Below are 23,602 nucleotides of genomic sequence, written 5' to 3'. Positions count from 1 at the left end.
TCTTTATTTGTTGCTATAAAAACACTCCTTTACAATTAGGTTAAAAAGGAGATGATTATATGCTTATGGCCTATAATGAGCAGCAGCAGATTTTCCTTCCATACCAATATTCAAGGGAAGCTTTACAACGATATAGGCGGCAGATGAAATTTTATTGTCCCCAATGCCAACAGCCTGTTCAATTAAAGATAGGTAAATATAATGTGCCTCATTTCGCTCATATTGCTAATAATAGCTGTGTACAGTTATTTGCAGAGGGTGAATCAAAACTTCATTTACAAGGGAAAGTCCAATTATTTGAATGGCTGAGAAAACTCGGGCATACAGTAAAGCTGGAGCCTTATTTACAGAAACTTTCACAGCGACCAGATATGCTTCTGATAAAGGAGCAAAAGCAAATTGCCATTGAATTTCAATGTAGTACAATTTCACATGAAAAGTGGCTACTGCGTACATCTGGATACGAGAATAATTCTATACAGCCATTGTGGCTTTTTCAAACACCTCAAAGACAATCTACACAAGGTATTCGAAAAATTTCCATTTCTCCAATTATGCAAAAGATGATAATTGCCACAGCACGAGGCTTGGCTTATTTGGTGACCTATGATGCAAACACATCTAGTTTTATTTATTGGACGAATCTTCTTCATGTTCATGGGCATACTTTTATAGGTAAAGTACAGGAACTAACTATTCATAAGCAACATTTTCCTTTTTATGAGCCTAAGTCAATTTCAAAAGAGGAATTTCATCTTTATTGGCAGCTTTATAAAAAGCATTGTAAGCAATTCGTATATCAACGTTTATTACATAGTAAAAGTGGGGTACAAGATTCATTTTTACGAAGTTGTTATGAGTTACGTTTTGCTTTAACCGCTTTGCCTGATTACGTAGGTGTTCCGGTAAAAGATGCGGAAGCGATACCGATGTTTTCTATTGAGTGGCAAACGATCTTACATCATTTTTGTCGTCGTTTACAATTAGCACCTCATGAACTAAACGAGGGAAATATTCGATCGTTTTTAATTCAACAAAATGTAGAGGTAACAAATCAAACAGTACAAGCAATCAAAAATTATGGAATGGTGCTGGCAAAAAGTTATAAGGTAAATGATTGTTTTCCGGATATTTGTGAGCAGGTGTACGCACATTTATTTGCAATTGCCACAATATACTGAGAAAATATGAGAGTATAGGAAAAACTCACATATAAAGGGGGCTGGCACATGGCTAGTAATAAAGTTTTAGTAAGAAATGAAGTTCCAGAAGAGTTAACTTGGCGCTTGGAGGATATATTTGCTACTGACGCTCTATGGGAAGAGGAGTATAAAGAAGTTGCAGAAATTGCAAAAAAGGCACCTAGCTTTGCAGGTACTTTAAAAAACGGAGCAGATGCATTATTAGCAGTTCTTACTTATCACGATGATATTTATCAACGTACAATGAAGCTTTACACGTATGCTCATATGCGTAATGACCAAGATACGACAAATAGCACCTACCAAGATATGAATAGTCGTATTCAAACATTAGCGACTAGTATCTCAGCTGCCCTAGCGTTTTTAACTCCTGAGATTTTATCGTTGAGTGAAGAAACAATAGAACAGTACTTAGCAGAAAACAAAGATTTACAACTGTATAAGCAATCCTTATTAGAAATAACGATGGCACGTCCGCACGTTTTACCAGCAGAACAGGAAGCATTACTTGCACAAATGTCTGAGGTTACAGGTACCGCTTCCAATACATTTAGTATGTTAAATAACGCTGATATGGTCTTCCCAAAAGTAAAAAATGAAGAAGGGGAAGAAGTACAGCTAACTCAAGGTAACTACATTAAGTTTCTAGAAAGTAAAGATCGTACTGTGCGTGAAAATGCCTTTAAAGCAATGTATGAAACTTACGGTAACTTTAAAAATACGTTTTCGGCTACATTAACTGGCAATGTTAAAAAGCATAATGTTAACGCCCGTATCCGTAATTATGATTCCGCACGCCACGCAGCAATGTCTAACAATTTCATTCCAGAAAGTGTTTATGATCAATTAGTAGAAACAATCCATAAGCATTTACCAGCTATGCAGCGCTATATTTCATTACGTAAGAAACTTTTAGGTGTGGATGAGCTGCATATGTGGGATTTATTTGCTCCACTCGTTAAGGAAGTAGATATGAAAGTCACTTACGACGATGCTAAGGATATTTTAGTAAAGGCTTTAGCGCCACTAGGTGAGGAATATCAAGGGATTGTTCAGGGTGGTCTTGATAACCGTTGGGTGGATGTCTTAGAAAACAAAGGGAAACGTAGTGGTGCGTACTCTTCAGGTGCTTATGGGACGAATCCATACATTTTAATGAACTGGCAAGACAATGTTAATAATTTGTTTACACTAGCTCATGAATTTGGTCATAGTGTACACAGTTATTATTCACGTAAAAATCAGCCGTTTGTTTATGGTGATTATTCTATTTTTGTAGCTGAAGTAGCTTCGACATGTAATGAAGAACTGTTAAATGATTATTTACTAAAAACAATTGAAGATCCACAACAGAAAATTTATTTATTAAATCATTGGTTAGATGGCTTCAGAAGTACTGTTTTCAGACAAACAATGTTTGCTGAATTTGAACACCTAATCCACCAAATGGATAAGAATGGTGAATCTTTAACAGCAGAGCGTTTAACAGAGGTTTATTATAATTTAAATAAACAATACTTCGGCGAGGATATAGTTGTAGATGAGGAAATCGGCTTAGAATGGGCTCGTATTCCACACTTCTACTATAATTACTATGTGTATCAATATGCTACAGGTAAATCAGCTGCAACAGCATTAAGTAAACAGATTTTAGAAGAGGGTACACCAGCTGTAGAACGTTATATTAATAACTTCTTAAAAGCAGGTTGCTCTGATTTCCCGATTGAGGTATTAAAGGCAGCGGGTGTTGATATGAACGTTGCTAAACCGATTGATGATGCATGTAAAGTATTTGAAGAACGTTTAAATGAGTTAGAGAAATTATTGTTGAATAATTAATTTTGAAGGCTGTAGGTATTTCACTACAGCCTTATTTCTATGGTTAGTTGAGTGATTAACAATAAAAGAATAATGAATTTTTTTGATTTCTAAATGTTTAAAAGTGCGTATCTTGAAAAAATACTGTTTGAAATCGCTTTCTATTTGACAAATTTGTGAATCTACCATCGGATTTATTGCTATATTTACTATCCCATGATAAAGTAATTCATGTGAAATAAATCACAAAACAAACATACACCCCTTTGTTTGAACGTGAACATTTCTCCCATCCCCTTTGTGAAAAAGAAGCGTCACTATCTGTCGAGGATAGTGGCGCTTCTTTTATTTTTTATAATTCTTGATCAAACGGCGAAATATTCCGATAAAATTCAAAAATGTTCCGATAAATCACCGAAACGTTCCGATAAATTACTAATTTGTTCCGATAAATCACTAGAACATTCCGATAAATATTTAGAGCCTTATCGCTGATTTTCTAAAAATAAAATGAATGCAACCAGTTGCATTCGTTTTATTTTTTCTTTATAATGCAATCAAATGGTTGCATTTTGAGGAAAGAGGCTAGAAAATGGAGAGTAAACAAAGTTATATTATGCCGGTAATTGCTGCGGCTCTTGGTTTTTTTATGGCTTTATTGGACACCACAATTGTGAATGTATCTTTGCCAAAAATTACAGCATACTATGAAACTACGATTGATCAAATTTCCTGGGTGATTGATAGCTACAACATTGCATTTGGAGTTATCTTGCTAACAGCGGTAAGATTTGCAGATCAATTTGGAAGGAAGAAAATATTTCAAATAGGGCTTATTTTGTTTGTAGTTGCATCAGTTCTATGTGGAATATCGCAATCTATCGAGTTATTAATATTATTTCGGGCGATTCAAGGTTTGGCGGCAGCAATGATTGTTCCTGTATGTGTTCCTTTAGTACTTGTTCATACTCCGCCTGAAAAGGTTGGTGTTGTAACGGCACTATTTGGAATTATGGCAGGTGTATCGACTGCATTGGGACCGACAATTGGAGGAGTAATCTCAGAGAATTTTTCATGGCAGTGGATATTTTATATTAATTTACCAATCGGTATTTTAGCAGTGTGTTTAATTCATTCTTATGTACATGAATCGTATGATCCTACTGCATCTAAGAAGATAGACTGGATGGGTATGATAATAATTAGTATTTCATTGTTTGCACTCATATACGGTCTTTTACAAGTGAAGGAAGTTGGGTGGTCATCACCACTTGTTCTTAGTTGTTTAATTGGTAGTGTTATAGGATTACTATTGTTTGTAAAGATTGAATCAAAAAATAAAGATCCAATGCTTCCAGTTCAGTTGTTTAAAAACTATCAATTTGCATGCGGGAATATCGCACTGCTATGTTTAGGAATTGGTATGATGTGTGTCTACTTTTTAATGGCATTTTATTTAACAACAGTAAAAGGCATTTCTCAAATACAGGCGGGCTTAATTCTTAGCTCATCTTCTATAGCAACAATGCTCATTACACCTCTTGCAGCTAAAGCAAATAGATGGGGGACATTGTGGTTTGGTGTCATTGGTTATGTACTATTTAGTATAGGAACATTCTTGTTAGGTTTTATTTCACCAGATCAATCGGTTTGGGCTATTGTTGGAGTTTTAATGATTGTCGGTTTAGGATCAGGTTTAATTTTTAGCCCATTATCAATAGCACTCATTTTGCAGGTTCCCGAAGAAAAGGCTGGGATTGCTTCAGGGCTATTTCAAGTAAGTCGTGTAATTGGTGCTGCGGTTGGAGTGGCGATTTTAGTAGTCATGCTACAGCATATGATGCAGAACGAAATGCAAACTGCAAAAAATGAAATGATTGAAAAGGTTGAAATAAGTAAACTTAGTGATAATACTAAGGAAAAGCTAAAGCTTCAATTAGAAAAAAATAAAAATGAACAAACAGAAAATAAATCGTCACTACAGGATGTTTTACATATGCTAACAGACGAAGAGGAAAAAGAACTAAAATCTTCACCAGATAGCGTACAAGCCGAAATTAAGAAGACGTTTGTCACTGAAAGAGGAGAAATAATAAATCTTTATCTAACGCTAGAAAAAATAATTAAGGATCATATTTCTTTAGCATATAAAGCAGTCTTTAGATTTGGAGCAATTGTCATGTTAATTGGTGCTGTTTTCGCTTATTTAAATGGCATAAATGCAAGAAGAATGAAGAAATATATAAGAGAACGGAACTTTGAGGTTTCATTGAAACGATAACGTTTTTGGTACCAAAAGCGAAGCGACAGGTACAGAAGTCTTCCAGCTCTATAGGTGGTGAGATAAATACTGAGTTAAGCCACTTTTCAGCGAGTGTCCAAACATACGCAGAAAGAAGTTAAAGACTCCGGACTCAATTATGCCGAGGCATAATGGATTAAACTGAATGCAACTGATTGCTATCACTTTCTGAATCCGATATAATATTGAGCAAATTATGTTCGGAGGAGGAAAGTGGGCATAATGGCAAAGTTGAAGACAAGAGAAAAAATTCTAAATGCTGCATTGACGCTTTTTGGTGAAAAGGGTTTTGCTGGAACTTCGACACGTGAAATTGCTGAACGTGCTGGTGTAAATCACATTACACTTTTTAGACACTTTGGAAATAAAGAGAATTTGTTTCGTGAGAGTGTTATTTCACATAAAACGGACAGAGATTATTTTCCTAAAATAGAAAAGGCGTTTACAGGTGATATAGAGCATGATCTTAAAATCTTGGCGCAAGCTTATTTTGAAGAAAACATTCCTGTCAAGGAAACTATTTGGGTTCTTATGCGTGAGATTCAACAAGATAAAGAATTTGAAAAAATGTTTTTTGAATATCCAAATAAGTTATTTCACCATTTAGAGAATTATTTAATTAAATTACATGAGCAAGGGAAAATTCCAAAAGGTAACTTTAAATATACTGCGAATTTTTTCTATTCTTTGCTGTCGTCAATTTTAGTTTTCCAATTGACATTACCCTATATAAATGAGCATATTAATCCGGATATTGATGAGATGATAGATGAGGTTGTGCATTTATTTACATTAAGTTTGTATAATCCGAAAGAAAGTTAAGGCTGAGGCTAATAAAAGACAAATAAAAGCAAGTGAAGAAAACTTCACTTGCTTTTATTCTTAGAGCTTAGAATAATAGAATAATTGCATTATTTAATACGCCACAATGTAGCGTGATCTGTCTGAATTCGTTCAATCTTTTGTTGCAGCATACGCTTTTTTAATTCGCGTTCAGCTGTTTGTTCTGTTAATGAGTAGATAGAAGCTACTTCATTTGTTGAAAGTGTATGGAATTTTGTAAATAATTCTTCCAATGTTGGTAATGGTTGACGAACAAGCTGTTCATCCATTATTTCTTGTAAAATATGTTCATAAACTTCATAGGAATAGTTGCCACTAACTTTAAGACCCTCATCTTCAATACATTCATTGAAAAACACAATACTAGGTACTTCATCAACTTCCATTTCACGTTTAATATATAAATCGCATTGGAAGGCACGTGCTGCTTCCTTTGAACCAAAGTCTGCAGAAAACTCATTCATGTCTAATTGAACTTCTTCTGCAATTTTTAACAGCGTTGCATATGAATTGACATCTTGCTGGTTTAGTAATACATATTCTTGTAGTTTCGACAAATAGCGTGCTCCTACACGTTTGCCCTGTAATTCTGCCGCTTTAATAGCGATAGACGGTAAAACAGGGTGATTAATGTCGAGTTCAATACCTGAAATACAACCCTTTACACGTTTGCTTAAACAATTCAAAGAGGCTAGCTCTGTGCTTAGTACAAAGCGCCATGTAAAGTAATGGTTGTACTCAAGATGTAACTTACGAAGAATGGCTTGCATATTAAATGCTTCTGGACAAAGTGGATCTACGAAAATATACAATTCAATAGGCTTATTAGCAGTAGGAATCTCAGGCGTTGGCTTCTGCAGCATTTGAATATTATTCACGTAACAATTCCCCCTCATCGTCATTTGGTGTATTAATCATGTGATGAGCTGTTAATACTAAACGTTGATAATAAGTTTCACGGAACTTCCCTTCCAACCCAACTTCATCCATCGCCTCGGACATACATTCAAGCCAAGCTTGAGCACGATCAGGTGTAATCGGAAAATTCATATGGCGTGCACGCATCATCGGATGTCCATGCTCCTCAGTAAAAAGATTTGGTCCACCTAAATACTGTGTTTGAAATTGAATTTGCTTGCGAGCTGTCTCTGTTAAATCTTTCGGAAAGATTGGAATAAGATCAGGATGCTGAGCAACTCTTTTATAGAATGCATGGATTAGCTCTGAAAGCTTTTCAGCCCCCAGCTCCTCATAAGGAACAGTGTATTTTCGACTCATATGTTTAATGCCCCTTTTAATTCTTTATATCGTAAAGTATATTTTTATACTTGGTCATCTTTACAAATGTGAATTTCTTGTGACTACCTTCATTCTATCAACGTCTTTTCGTTAACACAAACAAACCGCTTTCCGAAATGTTTTTCGCTAGAAAAGCACAAATTTCACCACGAGGGTGAAATTTGCCGAAAAAGACTGTATTAACAATGTTTATGCGATTAGACTGTGTAGTAATTCATCACTTTTTTGACATAATTCTGTGTTTCTTTGAAAGGAGGAATGCCACCGTACTTTGTTACGCGTGAAGCGCCTGCGTTATAAGCAGCTAACGCTAAAGTAGGATCATTATCAAACTTATCTAGTAATTGGCGTAAATATTTTGCCCCTGCCATAATATTTTGCTCAGGATCAAAGGCGTTTGTAACTCCTAAATACTGCGCCGTTTTTGGCATTAATTGCATTAATCCTTGTGCTCCAGCATGACTAACCACGCTTGAATTAAAATTAGACTCTTGCTTGATCACTGCGGCGATAAGTTTCTCAGGTACATTATATGTAGCTGCTGCCTTTTGAATAATCGAAGCGTATTGGTTCGCACCTGCTAATGAATTGGCATACGCTGTTGAACCAATTACATTATCCGAAACATAGGAGTCGAGTTTTGTACTAGATTGTGTATTTGCTAATGCCGTCTGTACAGCAGAAGGTATAAAGACGTCATTAGAACCATTATAAAGTAATGATTGATACGCACTATTTTGCATGTTTTCAGCTAACCCATTTAAACTACTAAACTGGCTCATCATTGACGAAGCGCTTGATACGCCCCCGAGTAGACTAGATAATTTTGCATTGTTAGTAGTAGTTGAATCGCCGAGCAATTCGCTAATCATATCAGAAAATATAGAATTGCTGTCTGTCAGATTGTTTGACGATGAATTTTCTGAGGATCCTAGTGTTTGTAATGCTTGAATTTCAAGTAAAGTTCTGAGTGATTGGATATCCAAGGAATTCCATCCTTTCTTGTAAACTAGTTAGGCTACTGTTAATTATTCATTTGTAACGCTTTCATGAAACGTGCGATTTTTTTATCTGTAACCCGTTTTTCAATACCATATTGCTGTAGAAATTCGTCGAAGATTGCATTTCCTTTTATTGCATCTTTTGATTCATATTCTACCTCATAATCGTCGCACTGCAAATAGAAAGAATGATCGAATACTAGAAGGCCATCCCTATAAGGAATTTCGACACGATCAGTTGTAAGTGAACCAAAAACCGCTAATTTTTCTAAAGAAATGTTGAAGAGAGCTAGTCTTTTTGCAACTTCTGGGGCATAGAAACCTTCTCCAGCAAGCATTTTCTTAGCTTGTTCAGCAGTTAATTCGTCAGTTGTCTCTAAATGAGCGTGTTCAGCATTTTTTTCTTTTAAAGTACATTCAAAATATTTGTCGATTTGTCTAATACGAAGCCCGCTTTGTAGTTTCCGAATAGCTTGAGAGGGTGTGTCGAAATAATGATTTGTTTGACGATGAATAGCATTTTCTGGAATGTTGAAAGCTTGCAGTAAATGTTCGTATTGTTGTTTTGTTAAGAGATTTTTAAATTCTATTTCAAGTTGTTGTGCCATTTTGCTCACCTGTCTATTTAAATTTTTTTACGTGTGTTAATTAAGAAAGATCAGTCGAAAAACACTGCGTGCCAACATGCCGCTACGCTTTCGCGCAGATAAAACCCTTTTGCCGCTGCCGCTACGCTTTCGCGCAGATAAAACCCAGTTGTTGCTGTCGCTACGCTTTCCCACAAAAAACATGTGTTGTCCTAATCGGATCATCGGTTGCCAATAGGAAAGCGCTCAGTCGGAATGGAAATCAACCCCACGGTATTGTTAGGCGTAAAAAGGTTTAATTCATCGTTAACTTCTTTCAGTAAGTCTCTCACTTCACATGCGATAACGGCTAACTGACCTGCATCCTACCGGCCTAAGCACAAAGCCGATTCCGGACGCAATTATGCTGAGGCATAATTGATTTCATTGAATTAATATTTACACACTGCAACTATTTACCCTCTATGATAAAATAAGAGGAAGAGTACGACGAAAAGGGGAACCGCGTGTGCGTAAAATTTATACAATAGAAACATTAAAATTTGAAAACGAGCAACTTCATTTTAGTTTAAACGACATTGAAGCAAATTTACAGTTAAAACCTGCTTCACAATTAATAGCAGATTCTGATGACTTTGCGTTTATTTATTTACTTGATGCAGGGGAGAATTATCATTACTTGCGTTTTCCACCGAGTAGTTGGGATGGACTTTTACATATTTTACAAAAAAAGCAAAATCCAAAGCTACAACTAGGTGCAGAAGTTATTGAGCTGACAAATTTTTACGATGAACTAGAAATGCTCGTATATAATATTGAAGGAAATTACAATTATGGGGCGGAATTTGTCCAAGAGGTGGAGCAACACTTCAAGACATTTCTTGCTGAATAAAAAGACAAAACGAACAGACGGTGTTGGTTTTGTTCGATACCGAATGTCGGGAGGTTTTTGTGATGGGACAATGGGAAATATTTTTAAGTCCTTATAAACAAGCAGTAGATGAGTTAAAAGTAAAATTAAAGGGTATGCGTTCACAGTTTGGTATTGTTAATGCAAATTCACCAATTGAATTTGTGACGGGACGTGTAAAACCTTTAGCAAGTATATACGATAAAACTTTAGAAAAAGGACTGTCATTTGAGCCTTCTAAACAGCTAGGTGATGAGCTAGGGGATATCGCAGGCTTACGTATTATGTGTCAATTTGTAGATGATATTTCAACAGTTACAGAGCTAATACGTCAACGTAAAGATATGCGTGTAGTGGAAGAGCGTGACTATATTACACATAATAAGCCAAGTGGCTACCGCTCATATCATATGATTGTCGAATATCCTGTAGAGACGATACAGGGGAAAAAAGTGGTGTTAGCTGAAATTCAAATAAGAACACTAGCAATGAATTTCTGGGCTTCTATTGAGCATTCTTTAAATTATAAATATAAAGGCATGTTCCCAGAGGAAATTAAAAATCGCCTTCAAAGTGCAGCAGAGGCCGCCTTCCGATTGGATGAGGAAATGTCGTCCATTCGTAGTGAGATACAAGAAGCGCAGGCCTATTTTAGTGAATACAAAGAAGCATCGAATCCTAATTTACTATCGGAGAAGGAGCGTGACTCAAAATGAAATTTTCCATTCAATCACGTAGAGATGCACAGTCGAACGAATTAATGGAGCTAGCCAGAACGTATTTGCAGGACTTTGGGTTAACTTATGATGAAGAGGCTCCTGAGATAGTAATCTCTATTGGAGGAGATGGCACTTTACTACATGCCTTTCATCGATATGCTCATTTGCTAGATCAGGTTGCTTTCGTAGGTATCCATACGGGACATTTAGGATTTTATGCAGATTGGAAGCCATCTGAATTAGAAAAGCTTGTTTTGTCCATTGCCAAAAAGGACTTTAACGTTGTGGAGTACCCACTACTAGAGGTAAAGGTGGAGCATCATAATGCGGAATCCAATACGTATTTAGCGTTAAATGAAGCCACTGTGAAATCACCTGATGTCACGCTTGTAATGGATGTGGAGTTAAATGGTAATCAGTTTGAACGTTTCCGTGGAGACGGTCTTTGTGTGTCAACTCCTTCTGGTAGTACAGCTTATAATAAAGCCCTCGGTGGAGCAATTATTCACCCAACTTTAGCGGCACTCCAAATTACTGAGATAGCATCCATCAATAACCGTGTCTTCCGTACAGTTGGTTCACCACTCATTTTACCAGCACACCATCACTGTGTTTTACGTCCAGTAAATGAACAAAACTTTAATATGACAGTTGATCATTTACAAGTCACTCAAGACGATGTAAAGTCGATTTCATTTAATGTAGCAACTGAAAGAGTACGTTTTGCTCGTTTCCGTCCATTCCCATTCTGGGAACGAGTACATGAATCATTCGTGGCAAATGAGTAAAATGGATACAAGATTTACATTGCATTTTATAGCGGAAAAGGAAGGCCAACTACTAAGGGAAGCATTATCTGAATGGCGCATTTCCAAGCGAGCTTTAACGGCAATTAAATTTGATGGAGGCTTGCTGACAGTGAATGATGTTGAGCGCAATGTTCGACATCCTCTTCACGTTGGAGATCGAGTTGAAGTTAAATTCCCTCCTGAAGAAAAAAGTGAAGGTCTTGCTGTTGAACATGGTGAACTTTCTATTGTTTATGAAGATGAAGCCATTTTAGTGCTTAATAAGCCAGCATATCAGAGTACGATTCCTTCGCGTGAGCATCCAGCACATAGCGTAGCTAACCTAGTGTGTGGTCATTTTCAGCAGCAAGGTTTAGCATCCACTGCTCATATCGTAACGAGACTTGATCGTGATACTTCTGGCTTGTTATGCATTGCCAAACATGCTCATATTCATCATTTAACGGGGCTCGCACAGCGCAGTGGAGAGATTTCTCGACAATATGAAGCAATTGTACATGGACATGTTGCACAAGATGTACAATCAATCATTGCTCCAATTGGACGCAAGGAGACAAGTATTATTGAGCGAGAGGTACGTGAGGATGGTCAATTTGCACATACAGATGTGACGATTTTAAGGCGCTTTTATTTACAGGATGAACCGATGACACATATACAACTAAAGTTACACACAGGGCGTACACATCAAATTCGTGTGCATATGGCCTATGTGGGACATCCACTTGTTGGAGATGAACTTTATGGTGGAAGTCGTGAGTATATAAATAGACAAGCATTACATTGTGTATCCTTAAAGATGCTTCATCCTCTGACAGGTGAGAGTTTACAATTCTCTAGTTATTTAAATGAAGATATGCAACGATTAATGAATGACTCCTTAGTTTGAAGATCCGCTATTGTTTTTCTAAACCTATCTATGAACGAAGACTTCATTAGTTCACTAAGAGTGAAAACTATTACTGAATATGTTATATATTTAAGGAGATGTTCGCACAAACGGGCATCTCTTTATCATTTTTATAACACTATTAAAGTAATAAGTTTTTCTTAACAGCACGTTAACAGAAAAGAAAGTGATTGTAGGATATAGTTGAGTAGAGGGGTAGTTGGCTCAGTACCACAAGTTGAGAATGACATTTTTTAAGTAAGCGTAGCGACAGGTACAAAAGTCTCCCACCTCTATAGGTAGTGAGATGAATGCGATTTTAAGTCACTTTTCAGAGGGTGTGTAAATATCCGCTGAAAGAAGCCTCAGGCGGAAATCAACCCCACGTTATGGTAACAGGGAGAAAATAGAAAAACTTGCCAGAAGGTTTATCCAATTAGATATTGGTAATGATGTAGGTTGCTACGTAGAAAAAAAAGGGTTTGCAGAAAAGGCACAATACATTCTATTATATATAAGGTAGATTTACGGCATTGCCCGTATCAAATCAATTATATTTAACTTATTTCAGCAAATGATTTCTGTACAGAAATCAAAGCGACAGGTACAAATGAATTTACTTTCGGCGGTTGGTCAAACATCCGCTGAAATATAGGAACTCAGTCTAAGAACGCCACGTCCTGTGGCAAAGACTGAGTGACCAACATCACGTTGGCCTAAAGCCTCCGGCGGATGTCACTGAATCGGAAAGGAGTTCTTAGGGGATGTTAGCCTAAAACCATCGCATCCATGCGATAACGGCTAACTGACCTGCATCGTGCAGGCGCCTAAGCACAAAGCCGATTCCGGACACAATTATGCCGAGGCATAATTGATTGCTCGGAAGGAGGGGACAAGCATGATAGAGGAAAGAAAAGAAAAGGATGATGTGCAGTTCGACGAGGCACGTTTGCGAGAAATGCTCGAAGCACATGAAATTAACGCATTCCGTGATGAGTTTTTAGAGCTTCATCCATATGATCAGGCAACGTTTTATGAGAAGGTGGAGCCTGATATAAGGAAGATCATCTATTCGTTCTTGTCTCCGACGGAAATGGCTGATATTTTTGAGGCAATCGAAATAGATGATGATGAATACACAGCGTATCTAGCTGAAATGGATCCGTCATATGGTGCAGAAATGCTTTCTCATATGTATGCAGATGATGCAGCAGACGTTTTAAATGAGTTGGATACGAAACAACGTGAAAGCTATTTAGGCATGATGGATGAGGAAACAGCTGAAGAGATTAATGAGTTATTAAGCTATGACGAAGGTACAGCTGGTTCTATCATGACTACTGAATATGTTGCAATACCAGAAAATTCAACAGTTCGTTCAGCGATGGCGATTTTACGGAAAGAAGCGCCAGATGCCGAAACTATTTATTATATTTTTGTCGTTGATGAAGCACATCGACTATCAGGCGTTATTTCGCTTCGTGATTTAATTATTGCTGATGAAGATACCCTTATTCGTTCGATTATGAATGAACGTGTTGTGATGGTGCACGCAGGGGATGACCAAGAAGAGGTTGCTCAAATTATGAAGGACTATAACTTCTTAGCGACACCAGTTATTGACGATAAGGGAGAATTACTAGGGATTATTACAGTCGATGACATTATCGACGTTATTGATGAGGAAGCATCTGAGGATTACTCTAAATTAGCGGGTATTTCCGATATGGATAAATTTGATACAACCTCGTTCCAAGCGGCTAAGAAGCGTTTACCATGGCTTGTTATATTATTATTTTTAGGGATGTTGACAGCAAATTTGATGGGACAGTTTGAGGCAACGTTAGAAAAGGTTGCGTTACTCGCAGTGTTTATCCCTCTCATTTCAGGTACTTCAGGAAATAGTGGAACACAGGCACTAGCGGTAGCTATTCGAGGAATTGCAACAGGAGATGTCGAAGAACATAGTAAGCTAAAATTACTTCTACGTGAAGCCGGTACAGGCTTAATGTCTGGAATTGTTTGTGGACTAATTGTGATCGGAATCGTTTATGTTTGGAAACAAGAGTTGGTTCTTGGAATGTTGGTGGGAGCAGCGCTATGTGGTTCTATTTTAGTAGCAACACTTGCAGGTTCTTTTATTCCACTACTAATGCATCGCATGAAAATTGACCCGGCTGTTGCATCAGGTCCATTTATTACAACATTAAATGATATTACAAGTATTTTAATTTACTTAGGTTTGGCAACAGTATTCTTAAATCAGATAGGCTAAGAACCAAATATCTTCCTTTTGCATATTGTATGAAAAAAAGGGAAGTGAGTAATGTGGGTCATGAGCCACGCTTGTTTATTAAGTCACCATCTTATTTTCTAAATATTTCTAAGATGCTACATGAACTTGAATTAGATGAAAGTACGTCAGTGTATACCAAGGACGGCTATTTCAATGAGCAAACTTATGAAGAAAAAGAAGAATTGATTAAAAAAGCACAAATAGATCCGTATTTACTAAAGCAGCTTCAATTTTTAGAGAAGCCTTTTCGTCAAAAAGCTTATCAACCTTTACTTATTTGTTTAAAGGATGGTAGAGAATTACGTGGTAGTGCATCTGATGTACAGACTGATTCATTGATGCTTACTTCTTACGAATTAAAGACACAAGAGATTATCTATTTTGAGGACATAGATAAAGTATTATGGCGAGGTAAACAATTACCGACCTTATGAAAAAAGTGTACAGCAGAGGATGCTGTACACTTTTTTTTATGTGTAGTGTGTCAAAGGAGAAAAGATTAGTCACAAATTCCTAAGTCAACATCAGCAATACATTGTACAGCGCAGAAGCATGATAAATCTACAGTGATACAGCTCTCAGTTGAATTCCAATCATCTACTTTACATATTTTTTTCATATTGACACAGCAGCCATCTCGACTTAATAGATCTACTGTACTTTCGCTGGAGTCAAATGAACATAAAGGCTCTAAAACACGCAAAGTAGCGCAGCACTCATCAAACATATCTTCTACACGGAAAAATACTGATGTACATATACATGGATCTGCTGTTGGTGAACTGAAAAATGCTTTAAAAGGAGTACCGTCTTTCGTAATTAACATGAATACACGTGTATCTGCATGAGAGCGTGCAGGACTTACAATGCCTCCAAGTGGTTCTAAGAAACAGTTAGCTGTACATGGTTGACATTCATCTCTCACCGCTTGATTCTGAATGTCTAAAATAGCGCGTACTACGTCACAAACGCAGCCTGCTGAATGGATTGGTCCAATAGGATTTGTTGGCTTGCCACAACCCATATTGTCACCTCCTTTCCTTGTTACTACTTCTACAATATGTGCTTCTGAAAAATGGACTCGGGCTTTCGTATATATAGTTAAATGAATAGTTTTTTTATGTATGGAGAAACTTTAAAGAAAAGGAGGGTAAAACTTGAAGCTCTTAGGAATGATGTTACCTCTATTAGTCAGTTTATCGCTTTTAAGTGGTTGCGGTGAAAAAGAAAAAGTTATCGTCTACGGTTCACCGGAAAATGAAAAGGAAGTTGAAGCCGTTTTAAAAGAAGAGGATTATGTAGACAAAACAACGGTTATCCAATATGACAATAGTATGCTTGTGGCAGTGCAAATTAAACCATGGGATAAGTGGAAAAAGGCTAAATTAGAGAAAAAGTTGCAAAAGAAATTTGATGAAAAATATCCAAGCAAAGATGTTTTTGTCTCAGCTGATTATAAAATATTTTATGAAGCCAATAAAATAAAAAGGGAACAAGTTGAAGATAATAAACTGAAAGATAAAATTACGAAATTGAAAAAGCTTGCAAAGGAGGAAACATAGTGGAAAAAGAACAATACCAGCAATTAGAGCAAAATGTCACGCCGAAACCGCCCTATTTTAAAAATGTTGCAAAGGCGTTTCTAGTAGGTGGACTTATTTGTACAATCGGACAGGCCGTATCCCTTTTTTATATAATTTTCTTTGATTTTACCGAAGCGACTGCCGGAAATCCAACAGTTGCAACAATGGTATTTTTTGCTATGATTTTAACGGGTTTTGGCTTATATAAGAAGATTGGTCAATTTGCTGGAGCTGGATCAGCTGTACCTGTAACAGGGTTTGGTAATGCTGTTATTTCTGCTGCTATTGAGCATAGATCTGAAGGATTAGTACTTGGTGTCGGTGGGAATTTATTTAAATTAGCCGGATCAGTTGTATTATTTGGGGTTGTCTCCGCCTTTTTTGTTGCACTTATTAAATTCATTCTTGTGACGATAGGAGTGGTTTCATGGTAATTGTCTTTCAATCGAAGCCTTCCTTAATAGCAGGTGGTGTGGTAGCAGGTCCACTAGAGAAACGTAGTATATTTAGTCAGTATTTTGATGCAAACTACGATGATGAACGTTGGCAAATGAAAACAAATGAACAAGGTCATCGAAAAATGGTTGAAGAAGCCTGTGAATTTGCAATGAAAAAAGCAGGCGTGAAAAAAACGGACATTGATTATTTTATGGGCGGCGATTTAGTTAATCAAATGACACCAACCAATTTTGCTGCCAGAGATTTGGACATTCCTTTTATCGGATTATTCTCAGCTTGTGCTACCTCTATATCTTCAATAATTGTCGCAAGCCTTTTGACAGAAGTAGGTGCCTCCAATTTTGCTCTAGCTGGTGCATCTAGTCAACACAATGCGGTTGAGCGACAATTCCGCTATCCAATCAATTATGGCTCGCAAAAGCCCCAAACTGCTCAATGGACAGTAACGGCTGCTGGATATGCTCTAATTGGTAAACATCATGAGGAATACCCTTCTATTGAAGCAGCAACTGTTGGAAAATCGGTTGATTACGGTATGGATGATCCATTTCACATGGGCGCAGCGATGGCACCAGCCGCTTTTCAGACGATTCAATCACATTTAGAACAGCGTAATCAAAAAATTTACCACTATGATTTAATTTTAACAGGTGATTTAGGTCAACTTGGCTTAAAACTTCTAAAAGGAATGTTTGTTGAAAGTGGCATAAAGAGTGAGGAGTTAACGCCTTTACGTGATGCAGGCGCGGAGTTTTATGGACAGGATGAAACATTCCAATCAGGTGCAAGTGGTGCAGGTTGCTCGGCAGCTGTTTTTTTAAGTTATGTAATCCAACAGATGCGAGCAGGTACTTTTAAGCGAGTACTTCTAGTGGCGACAGGAGCATTACTGTCTCCGCTTACGTTTCAACAAGGCGAAACAATTCCATGTACGGCACATGCAATTGAAATTACAATGAAATGAGGCGAAAATCATGGCTATGACATTTGTGTTTGCATTTTTTGTAGGAGGCATTATTTGCGCCATAGGTCAATTATTAATGGATTATGGTAAATTAACACCTGGACATACATTAAGTACTCTAGTTGTAGTTGGTGCAATTCTAGACGGAATGGGTTTGTATGAACCACTTATTAATTTTGCTGGTGCCGGTGCAACTGTCCCTATTACATCTTTTGGTAATTCCTTAACGCATGGTGCGCTTGCTGAGGCGGAAAGACATGGGCTTGTAGGTGTGTTAACTGGGATGTTTGAGGTGACAAGCTCAGGAATCAGTGCTGCTGTTGTTTTTGGCTTTATCGGAGCATTAATATTTAAACCTAAAGGAAATGTTGACTAGACGAATACCCCACCCATTTTTACAACTCTAACATATTATAGGTTGTAGAAGGGAGGGGTATTTTTATGGGATATCAAGGCTGGGGTGCGCATTCTTATGGAGGGCATGCTGATGGCTGCTACGGAGGAGACTATGGCGGTTACTATGGTGGTTCCCATTGCGGTTACTATGGCTACGGACATGGTCATAGTTCAACATTTGTCTTAATTGTTGTCCTATTCATTCTTCTGATCATTGTCGGTGCTGCTTGCATATAATTTGATTAACTTCTTCAGCATATCTCTTTTGTACCGAAAGCGAAGCGACAGGTACAAATGTTTTATGTAACGTAAGGCAGAAGTCTCCTACCTTTATAGGTGGTGAGATGAATACGGGTTTAGCTATTTTTCAGCGGATGTCCAAACATTTGCTGAAAGAGAGGAACTCAGTCTAAGAACGCCACGTCCTGTGGCAACGACTGAGTGACCAACATCATGCTGTGTTGCTGTCGCTTCGCTTTCACACAGACAAAAACACGCTGCTGACGCTGCGTTAGCACTACGCTTTCGCGCAAAAAACATTTGTTGGCCCAAAGCCTCTGGCGGATGTTACGGAATCGGAAAGGAGTTCTTAGGGGATGTTAGCCTAAAACCATCGCATCCATGCGATAACGGCTAACTGACCTGCATCGGTGCTGCTGCCGCTACGCTTTCGCGCAAAAAACATCTGCAGGCCTAAGCACAAAGCCGATTCCGAACGCAATTATGCCGAGGCATAATTGATTGTGACAGTAGATAGAGGCTTTAGCTTTTCTTCAGAGTGCTTCATTTTCTGAATAAAGTTTAAAGCCTTCACTAGTTGTCGTATGTTTCATGCATGTGAACAATAGTGGGAATAATTTTGAATTTTAACTGATAGGAGGGGGAACATGAATCGCGGATTCTTTAATTCAATTGAACAAAAAACTGGGGTATCGATGGATGAAATTTTCGCATTAGCAAATGAAATTCAACATGCTGATTTTACAAATGAAAAACAAGTAAGAAAAATCGTACGACGCGTAAGTAAAATGTCCAAGAGACAAATTACGCAAGAGCTTGAAGATCAGTTAGTACAATCTATTATTCAAGATGGTAGTTCACTAGATTTAGATAAAATTACTAAGATGATGAAATAACATGAATCTACTATGCAAAGCAAATATCTAAAAGGTTGATTTAAATGGATTTTCATTTTTAAATCAACCTTTAAAGCATTGTAGTGCAATAAAAAAGGTGTTACGATATGCATCTGCATTCGTAACACCTATGGCTTTGTGCTTGCACAAAGAACTAATTGATAGAAGTTAAATCAATTTTTCCATTGCACGATGTGGGATACCAGCATCCATAAATTCAGGAGATGTTACCGTATAGCCAAGCTTTTCATAAAACGGAATAGCATAGCTTTGTGCATTAAGTTTCAGTTTTTTCTTATTGATTAAAATGGCGTGCTTTTCCATTTCTTTCATTATTAAAGCACCTAGTTTTTTGCCACGTTGATTTTGTAAAATACAAACGCGTTCAATTTTTGCAGCATCGTCCTCGATACTTCGTAAACGTGCAGCACCTACAGGGTCATTGTCTTCGTACATAATGAAATGCGTTGAAGATGCATCCTCAGCATCACATTCTAGATGAAGTGGCACACCTTGCTCTTCAACAAAAACTTGCTTGCGGACTGCAAACGCATCCTCATGTTCTTTTGCTGTTTCAACAATCTTAACGTTATACAGTTTACTCAGCTCCAGTCAATCGGAAAGTTTCATATGTTGTCCACGAGCCGTCTTCCAATTGATATAAAAGATGAATACGATCAATTGTATCTTTTTCGTCAACACCTGTCATACGTAACTGCCCAAAGATATCATCGTGCTCGGAATCTGTCATTTTTTGAGCAATAGTAATATGTGGTACAAATACGTGTTTTGACTCACCGAAAGGTACTTTTTCTTCTAGAACTTGGTGGAATGTTGTTAATTGTTCAGTTGGTTCAATACGGAAATAAATCGCATTTGTTGTTGGGAAAAATGAACTTATGCGTAATGCATGAATGTTTAAAGGTGCATATTTGGCAGCAAGCCCATCTAATTGTTTTACGACAGATTGAATATCTTCTTCTGTTGCATCGAAGCTGTCCTTTAATGTTATATGCGGAGTAATCTTCGCATAATGAGGATCGTAACGTTTGCGATAAGTATTCGCTAAATCTTGTAATTTTTTTGATGGAAATGCCACAATACCATACTTCATAGGCCATTACCTCCCGAAAATAAACAATTTTTTATTTAAGTATAACAGAAATTTCCGATTTCGTAATTTGAATCGTCTTAATTAATTAAAATTTTCAATTAATGCCCGGCGTAGATCAGGTTTCCAATATTTCCATGTATGATTACCATCAAATTCTTCATAAAATGTAGAGAATCCTTTGTTTAACATGAGATTATGAAGCTGACGATTTGGTGTTAAAAAATCTTTAATTGTTTTATCCATCGTAACAACTTTATCTTCTTCTTTTCCGACAATATGATAAATGGAAATTGCACCCGGATCTTTAAAATTTTCAACAGCTTGCAAAACATCTTCATCAACATAAGGTGATTGTAAAATGACCTTGCCAAAAATACTTGGGTATTTTAATGCGGCCATTAAGGAAGCGGTTGCAGCCATTGAGTCACCAATAACCCCACGACTCATTCCCATTTGATATGTTGCATATTCAGCGTCTAGATATGGCACAAGCTCATGTGCTAAAAAACGAAGATATGCTTCATGTTGCTCTCCACTTGGAATATATTTATGACGTCGATCCTTAATATCCTTATAAGGAACGAAGGCGATGATTAAATTTTCGATTTCATAGTCATCAATAAGTTCATCAGCAAGTTTTGTAATACCTCCAAGTTGGAAATAATCTTTTCCATCTGATGCAATTAAAATATTATATTTATATAGTGGAGAATAATTTGCAGGAACATAAATATAGAGCTGTAATTCCTCCTGTAATGCTTCACTATAGAACTTTAAATCCTGTACAGTTCCCTTATCCAATGATGACACTCCTTCTCGTGTTTGTAACAAAATTGTACCATATACCCAAAGTAAAGGTATAATAGGTTGGGCTAGCACTATTCTAGCAATAAAATCGAAGTGAGGGATAGTTATGCATGATAAAAGTTCTCGCGTACACTCTGATGAAGTAGCGAAAGCAGCCCAAGCTGCACTTATTCGTCGCGGTGTATCGCTAGAGGATATTGCTAAAATTGTTTATGAAATGCAAAAACCCTATAATGAAGGCTTAACTTTAGACCACTGTGTTCATTCTGTCGAACGTGTATTACGTAAGCGTGAAGTTCAACATGCTTTATTAGTAGGGATTGAATTAGATGAACTTGCAGAGAAAAAGTTATTATCGGCACCATTACAGCAAATAATAGAATCCGATGAGGGTTTATTTGGTGTGGATGAAACAATCGCACTTGGATCTGTATTTACATATGGTAGCATAGCGGTAACGACTTTCGGACACTTAGATAAGCAAAAAATAGGTATAATTAAGAAGTTGGATACAGAACCTGGCCATCATGTAAATACGTTTTTAGATGATTTAGTTGGCAGTATTGCAGCTTCTGCCGCTTCCCGTATTGCACATCGTATGCGTGACTTGGAAGAAGAAGGCGAGACATTTGCTGATATTGAGCCAGAAGAGCTAGGACCAAAACCAAAATCACATAATGAAATTTAATAGAATATATAACAAAGCCTTCTCAATAATTTGGGGAGGCTCTTTTTAAGTTGTAATGCGAGATATGCAAAAAAAGATGGGCACTTCAATCATATTAATTACACATGATTTAGGTGTTGTTGCGTTAGGTTTAGTAGGTGAATCAGGTTCAGGAAAATCAACGACAGGTCGAACTATTTTGCAGCTTCATCAGCCTACGAATGGAGAAGTCTTGTATCAAGATGTTCCGATTACAAGACTGACGAAAATCAGCTTAAAGCAATGCGTCGTCATATGCAAATTATTTTCCAAGATCCATACTCCTCATTGAATCCTCGAAGAAAGATAATAGATATTATTGGGGAAGCATTAGATATTCATAAACTTGTTAAAACGAATGAAGAGCGTCAACAGCGTGTGGAGGAATTACTTCAACTTGTAGGTTTAAATAAAGAACATGCAATGCGCTATCCACATGAATTTTCAGGCGGACAACGACAACGTATTGGTATCGCAAGAGCTTTAGCAGTGGAGCCAAATTTTATTGTTTGTGATGAACCACTTTCAGCACTTGACGTTTCTATTCAAAAGCAGATTGTAGACTTGTTAAAAGATTTACAGCAGCGACTTGGATTGACCTACTTATTTATTGCAAATGATTTGTCTATGGTTAAACATATTAGCGATCGTGTAGCTGTCATGTATGGTGGGAAAATTGTAGAGCTTGCAGAAAGTGAGGAGCTGTACTCTAATCCACAGCATCCATATACACAAGCTTTATTACACTCAATACCGATTCCAGATCCGACAATAGAAAAGCAAAAATATATGGATACCGAAAATAAGGACATACAAACAAACTATGAGATAGAAAATAGTCAGCTTGTAAAAGTATCCCCAAATCATTGGGTGGCCATTGTATCTACATAGCTTGAATGTAGTAGCCCGATATTTTACAATAGAAACATCGTGAAACTTTTAAGGACTTTTGATGAGTTAAGGATTCTTTTAGGAGCTTCCTTAAAGTGTAATGAAGATGAATAGTTGTGAGGGACCTACTACATGAAAATGCAAGATATAAAAACGTTAATTACGAGTGGTACAATCATTCTTGCTGTTGCATTGTATATGATTTTTGGCAGATCACCAGCCCAAGAAAAAGATACAACATCTACTGACCAGAATGGTGCTATTTCGATTGAACAAGTTGAAGAAAAAACAGGAAATAAACGCTTTGATATAGATTATATTAAAGCATATGATGGTGATACAATTCAGGCAACAATAAATGGCAAGAAACAGAAAATTCGCCTATTGATGGTAGATACACCAGAGATGAACTATAACAAAGGTGAAGCACAGCCTTATGCTAAAGATGCGAGAGATTATACGATTAAGTTGTTAGAACATGCCAAAAAGATTGAAGCGGTTTACGATGTTGGACCAGAAACAGATAACTACGATCGTTTATTAGCTTATGTCTTTATTGATGATGTAATGTTGCAAGAATCATTATTAAAAGAAGGTCTTGCAGCAGTGCGCTTTATCCATAAACCAAACAATACGTTTGAGGATGAATTTAGAGACATCCAGCAAGATGCGGAAAAAGAAAAGTTAAATATTTGGTCACATCAAAATTACTTCCAAAAAGATGGTTTCCATCCGGAAGTATTAAAATAGAAGATATTAATCAAGGGACTGTCCCAAAAGGTAATGAAAATGACTTTTTGGGGCGGTCTTGTCTTAAATTTGAACCAAAACGCTTTCAAAAATTATTAGAATCAAATGTTAAACAATCGCA

26 protein-coding genes and 1 pseudogene are annotated in these 23,602 nt (G+C 37.1%); 19 read left to right on the top strand and 8 right to left on the bottom strand.

Going from position 1 to position 23,602, the window contains the following annotated elements; translation table 11 throughout:
* The first annotated feature begins 59 nt into the window (after positions 1-59).
* The 4 genes from JNUCC51_RS07895 to JNUCC51_RS07880 all read left to right on the top strand — a co-directional run bounded on the left by JNUCC51_RS07895 (position 60) and on the right by JNUCC51_RS07880 (position 6,144).
* A complete protein-coding gene (locus JNUCC51_RS07895; RefSeq protein ID WP_337991529.1) occupies positions 60-1,181 on the top strand; it encodes a competence protein CoiA in 1,122 nt (373 codons plus the stop codon).
* A gap of 48 nt (positions 1,182-1,229) precedes the next feature.
* Entirely contained in the window at positions 1,230-3,041 is a 1,812-nt protein-coding gene (pepF, locus tag JNUCC51_RS07890) for an oligoendopeptidase F (RefSeq protein ID WP_337991528.1), read from the top strand.
* A gap of 571 nt (positions 3,042-3,612) precedes the next feature.
* Positions 3,613-5,301 (top strand): MFS transporter, encoded by a 1,689-nt coding sequence (locus JNUCC51_RS07885; RefSeq protein WP_337991527.1) that lies wholly within the window; start codon positions 3,613-3,615, stop codon positions 5,299-5,301.
* A 243-nt stretch (positions 5,302-5,544) separates the two neighbouring features.
* Positions 5,545-6,144, top strand: coding sequence for a TetR/AcrR family transcriptional regulator (locus tag JNUCC51_RS07880; protein WP_337991526.1), 600 nt, complete (start codon positions 5,545-5,547; stop codon positions 6,142-6,144).
* Positions 6,145-6,233: 89 nt separating this feature from the next.
* On the opposite strand, the gene JNUCC51_RS07875 is transcribed toward JNUCC51_RS07880, so the two are convergent.
* The 4 genes from JNUCC51_RS07875 to JNUCC51_RS07860 form a co-directional block, all read right to left on the bottom strand.
* Positions 6,234-7,043 carry a DsbA family protein gene (locus JNUCC51_RS07875; protein ID WP_337991525.1) on the bottom strand — a complete coding sequence of 270 codons (810 nt, stop codon included), beginning with the start codon at positions 7,041-7,043 and terminating at the stop codon, positions 6,234-6,236.
* The gene (locus JNUCC51_RS07870) at positions 7,036-7,443 is read right to left on the bottom strand and encodes a globin domain-containing protein (RefSeq protein WP_049668151.1); all 408 of its coding nucleotides are present in this window, start codon (positions 7,441-7,443) and stop codon (positions 7,036-7,038) included. The genes JNUCC51_RS07875 and JNUCC51_RS07870 overlap by 8 nt, the downstream gene beginning before the upstream one ends.
* Before the next feature lie 218 nt (positions 7,444-7,661).
* Complete coding sequence (locus JNUCC51_RS07865; protein WP_134025338.1) at positions 7,662-8,450, bottom strand: transglycosylase SLT domain-containing protein; 789 nt, start codon at positions 8,448-8,450, stop codon at positions 7,662-7,664.
* A 38-nt stretch (positions 8,451-8,488) separates the two neighbouring features.
* Positions 8,489-9,073: a CYTH domain-containing protein gene (locus JNUCC51_RS07860; protein WP_049668153.1), complete on the bottom strand. Its 585-nt coding sequence runs from the start codon at positions 9,071-9,073 to the stop codon at positions 8,489-8,491.
* A gap of 487 nt (positions 9,074-9,560) precedes the next feature.
* Here JNUCC51_RS07860 and JNUCC51_RS07855 point away from each other — a divergent pair, with 487 nt between their 5' ends.
* The 6 genes from JNUCC51_RS07855 (at position 9,561) to JNUCC51_RS07830 (ending at position 15,109) form a co-directional block, all read left to right on the top strand.
* Positions 9,561-9,944: a UPF0738 family protein gene (locus tag JNUCC51_RS07855; protein WP_337991524.1), complete on the top strand. Its 384-nt coding sequence runs from the start codon at positions 9,561-9,563 to the stop codon at positions 9,942-9,944.
* 62 nt (positions 9,945-10,006) lie between these two features.
* The gene (gene yjbM / locus JNUCC51_RS07850; protein ID WP_049668156.1) at positions 10,007-10,678 is read left to right on the top strand and encodes a GTP diphosphokinase; all 672 of its coding nucleotides are present in this window, start codon (positions 10,007-10,009) and stop codon (positions 10,676-10,678) included.
* Positions 10,675-11,469, top strand: coding sequence for an NAD kinase (locus tag JNUCC51_RS07845; protein WP_049668157.1), 795 nt, complete (start codon positions 10,675-10,677; stop codon positions 11,467-11,469). The genes yjbM and JNUCC51_RS07845 overlap by 4 nt, the downstream gene beginning before the upstream one ends.
* Position 11,470: 1 nt before the next feature.
* A complete protein-coding gene (locus tag JNUCC51_RS07840) occupies positions 11,471-12,379 on the top strand; it encodes an RluA family pseudouridine synthase (protein WP_337992203.1) in 909 nt (302 codons plus the stop codon).
* Between the two features lie 898 nt (positions 12,380-13,277).
* Positions 13,278-14,654: a magnesium transporter gene (gene mgtE / locus JNUCC51_RS07835; RefSeq protein WP_337991523.1), complete on the top strand. Its 1,377-nt coding sequence runs from the start codon at positions 13,278-13,280 to the stop codon at positions 14,652-14,654.
* Positions 14,655-14,707: 53 nt separating this feature from the next.
* On the top strand, positions 14,708-15,109 hold the full coding sequence (locus tag JNUCC51_RS07830; RefSeq protein WP_337991522.1) for a hypothetical protein: 402 nt from the start codon (positions 14,708-14,710) through the stop codon (positions 15,107-15,109).
* Positions 15,110-15,174: 65 nt separating this feature from the next.
* Here JNUCC51_RS07830 and JNUCC51_RS07825 read toward each other — a convergent pair whose 3' ends face one another.
* On the bottom strand, positions 15,175-15,699 hold the full coding sequence (locus tag JNUCC51_RS07825) for a CotY/CotZ family spore coat protein (protein WP_049668160.1): 525 nt from the start codon (positions 15,697-15,699) through the stop codon (positions 15,175-15,177).
* A 133-nt stretch (positions 15,700-15,832) separates the two neighbouring features.
* Between JNUCC51_RS07825 and JNUCC51_RS07820 the strand changes: the two genes are divergently transcribed.
* From JNUCC51_RS07820 to JNUCC51_RS07795, 6 genes are all read left to right on the top strand, one after another.
* On the top strand, positions 15,833-16,237 hold the full coding sequence (locus tag JNUCC51_RS07820) for a YhcN/YlaJ family sporulation lipoprotein (RefSeq protein WP_337991521.1): 405 nt from the start codon (positions 15,833-15,835) through the stop codon (positions 16,235-16,237).
* A complete protein-coding gene (gene spoVAC, locus JNUCC51_RS07815) occupies positions 16,237-16,692 on the top strand; it encodes a stage V sporulation protein AC (RefSeq protein WP_049668161.1) in 456 nt (151 codons plus the stop codon). Before JNUCC51_RS07820 ends, spoVAC begins: the two co-directional genes overlap by 1 nt.
* Positions 16,686-17,681 carry a stage V sporulation protein AD gene (locus JNUCC51_RS07810; protein ID WP_337991520.1) on the top strand — a complete coding sequence of 332 codons (996 nt, stop codon included), beginning with the start codon at positions 16,686-16,688 and terminating at the stop codon, positions 17,679-17,681. The genes spoVAC and JNUCC51_RS07810 overlap by 7 nt, the downstream gene beginning before the upstream one ends.
* Positions 17,682-17,697: 16 nt before the next feature.
* The gene (gene spoVAE, locus JNUCC51_RS07805; protein WP_337992202.1) at positions 17,698-18,057 is read left to right on the top strand and encodes a stage V sporulation protein AE; all 360 of its coding nucleotides are present in this window, start codon (positions 17,698-17,700) and stop codon (positions 18,055-18,057) included.
* Between the two features lie 65 nt (positions 18,058-18,122).
* Complete coding sequence (locus tag JNUCC51_RS07800; RefSeq protein WP_337991519.1) at positions 18,123-18,314, top strand: YjcZ family sporulation protein; 192 nt, start codon at positions 18,123-18,125, stop codon at positions 18,312-18,314.
* Positions 18,315-18,964: 650 nt separating this feature from the next.
* Positions 18,965-19,213: a stage VI sporulation protein F gene (locus tag JNUCC51_RS07795; protein ID WP_337991518.1), complete on the top strand. Its 249-nt coding sequence runs from the start codon at positions 18,965-18,967 to the stop codon at positions 19,211-19,213.
* A 168-nt stretch (positions 19,214-19,381) separates the two neighbouring features.
* Here JNUCC51_RS07795 and JNUCC51_RS07790 read toward each other — a convergent pair whose 3' ends face one another.
* The 3 genes from JNUCC51_RS07790 to JNUCC51_RS07780 form a co-directional block, all read right to left on the bottom strand.
* Complete coding sequence (locus JNUCC51_RS07790; protein WP_337992201.1) at positions 19,382-19,810, bottom strand: GNAT family N-acetyltransferase; 429 nt, start codon at positions 19,808-19,810, stop codon at positions 19,382-19,384.
* A 1-nt stretch (position 19,811) separates the two neighbouring features.
* The gene (locus JNUCC51_RS07785; protein ID WP_049668166.1) at positions 19,812-20,327 is read right to left on the bottom strand and encodes a YjcG family protein; all 516 of its coding nucleotides are present in this window, start codon (positions 20,325-20,327) and stop codon (positions 19,812-19,814) included.
* 81 nt (positions 20,328-20,408) lie between these two features.
* Positions 20,409-21,128, bottom strand: a complete 720-nt coding sequence (locus JNUCC51_RS07780) for an alpha/beta hydrolase (RefSeq protein ID WP_337991517.1) — start codon at positions 21,126-21,128, stop codon at positions 20,409-20,411.
* Positions 21,129-21,240: 112 nt separating this feature from the next.
* Between JNUCC51_RS07780 and JNUCC51_RS07775 the strand changes: the two genes are divergently transcribed.
* The 3 genes and pseudogenes from JNUCC51_RS07775 (at position 21,241) to JNUCC51_RS07765 (ending at position 23,481) form a co-directional block, all read left to right on the top strand.
* Positions 21,241-21,822: a phosphatidylglycerophosphatase A family protein gene (locus JNUCC51_RS07775; RefSeq protein ID WP_337991516.1), complete on the top strand. Its 582-nt coding sequence runs from the start codon at positions 21,241-21,243 to the stop codon at positions 21,820-21,822.
* Between the two features lie 124 nt (positions 21,823-21,946).
* Positions 21,947-22,731: pseudogene (locus tag JNUCC51_RS07770) on the top strand (ABC transporter ATP-binding protein); the annotation flags it as partial.
* Between the two features lie 132 nt (positions 22,732-22,863).
* Positions 22,864-23,481: a thermonuclease family protein gene (locus tag JNUCC51_RS07765; protein WP_134025311.1), complete on the top strand. Its 618-nt coding sequence runs from the start codon at positions 22,864-22,866 to the stop codon at positions 23,479-23,481.
* The last annotated feature ends 121 nt before the right edge of the window (positions 23,482-23,602 follow it).

Source organism: Lysinibacillus sp. JNUCC 51, from assembly GCF_015999525.1.
In the GTDB taxonomy this organism is placed as follows: domain Bacteria; phylum Bacillota; class Bacilli; order Bacillales_A; family Planococcaceae; genus Lysinibacillus; species Lysinibacillus xylanilyticus.
The sequence above is the reverse complement of the archived record's forward strand: the minus strand, read 5'-3'. Positions and strand labels throughout refer to the sequence as shown.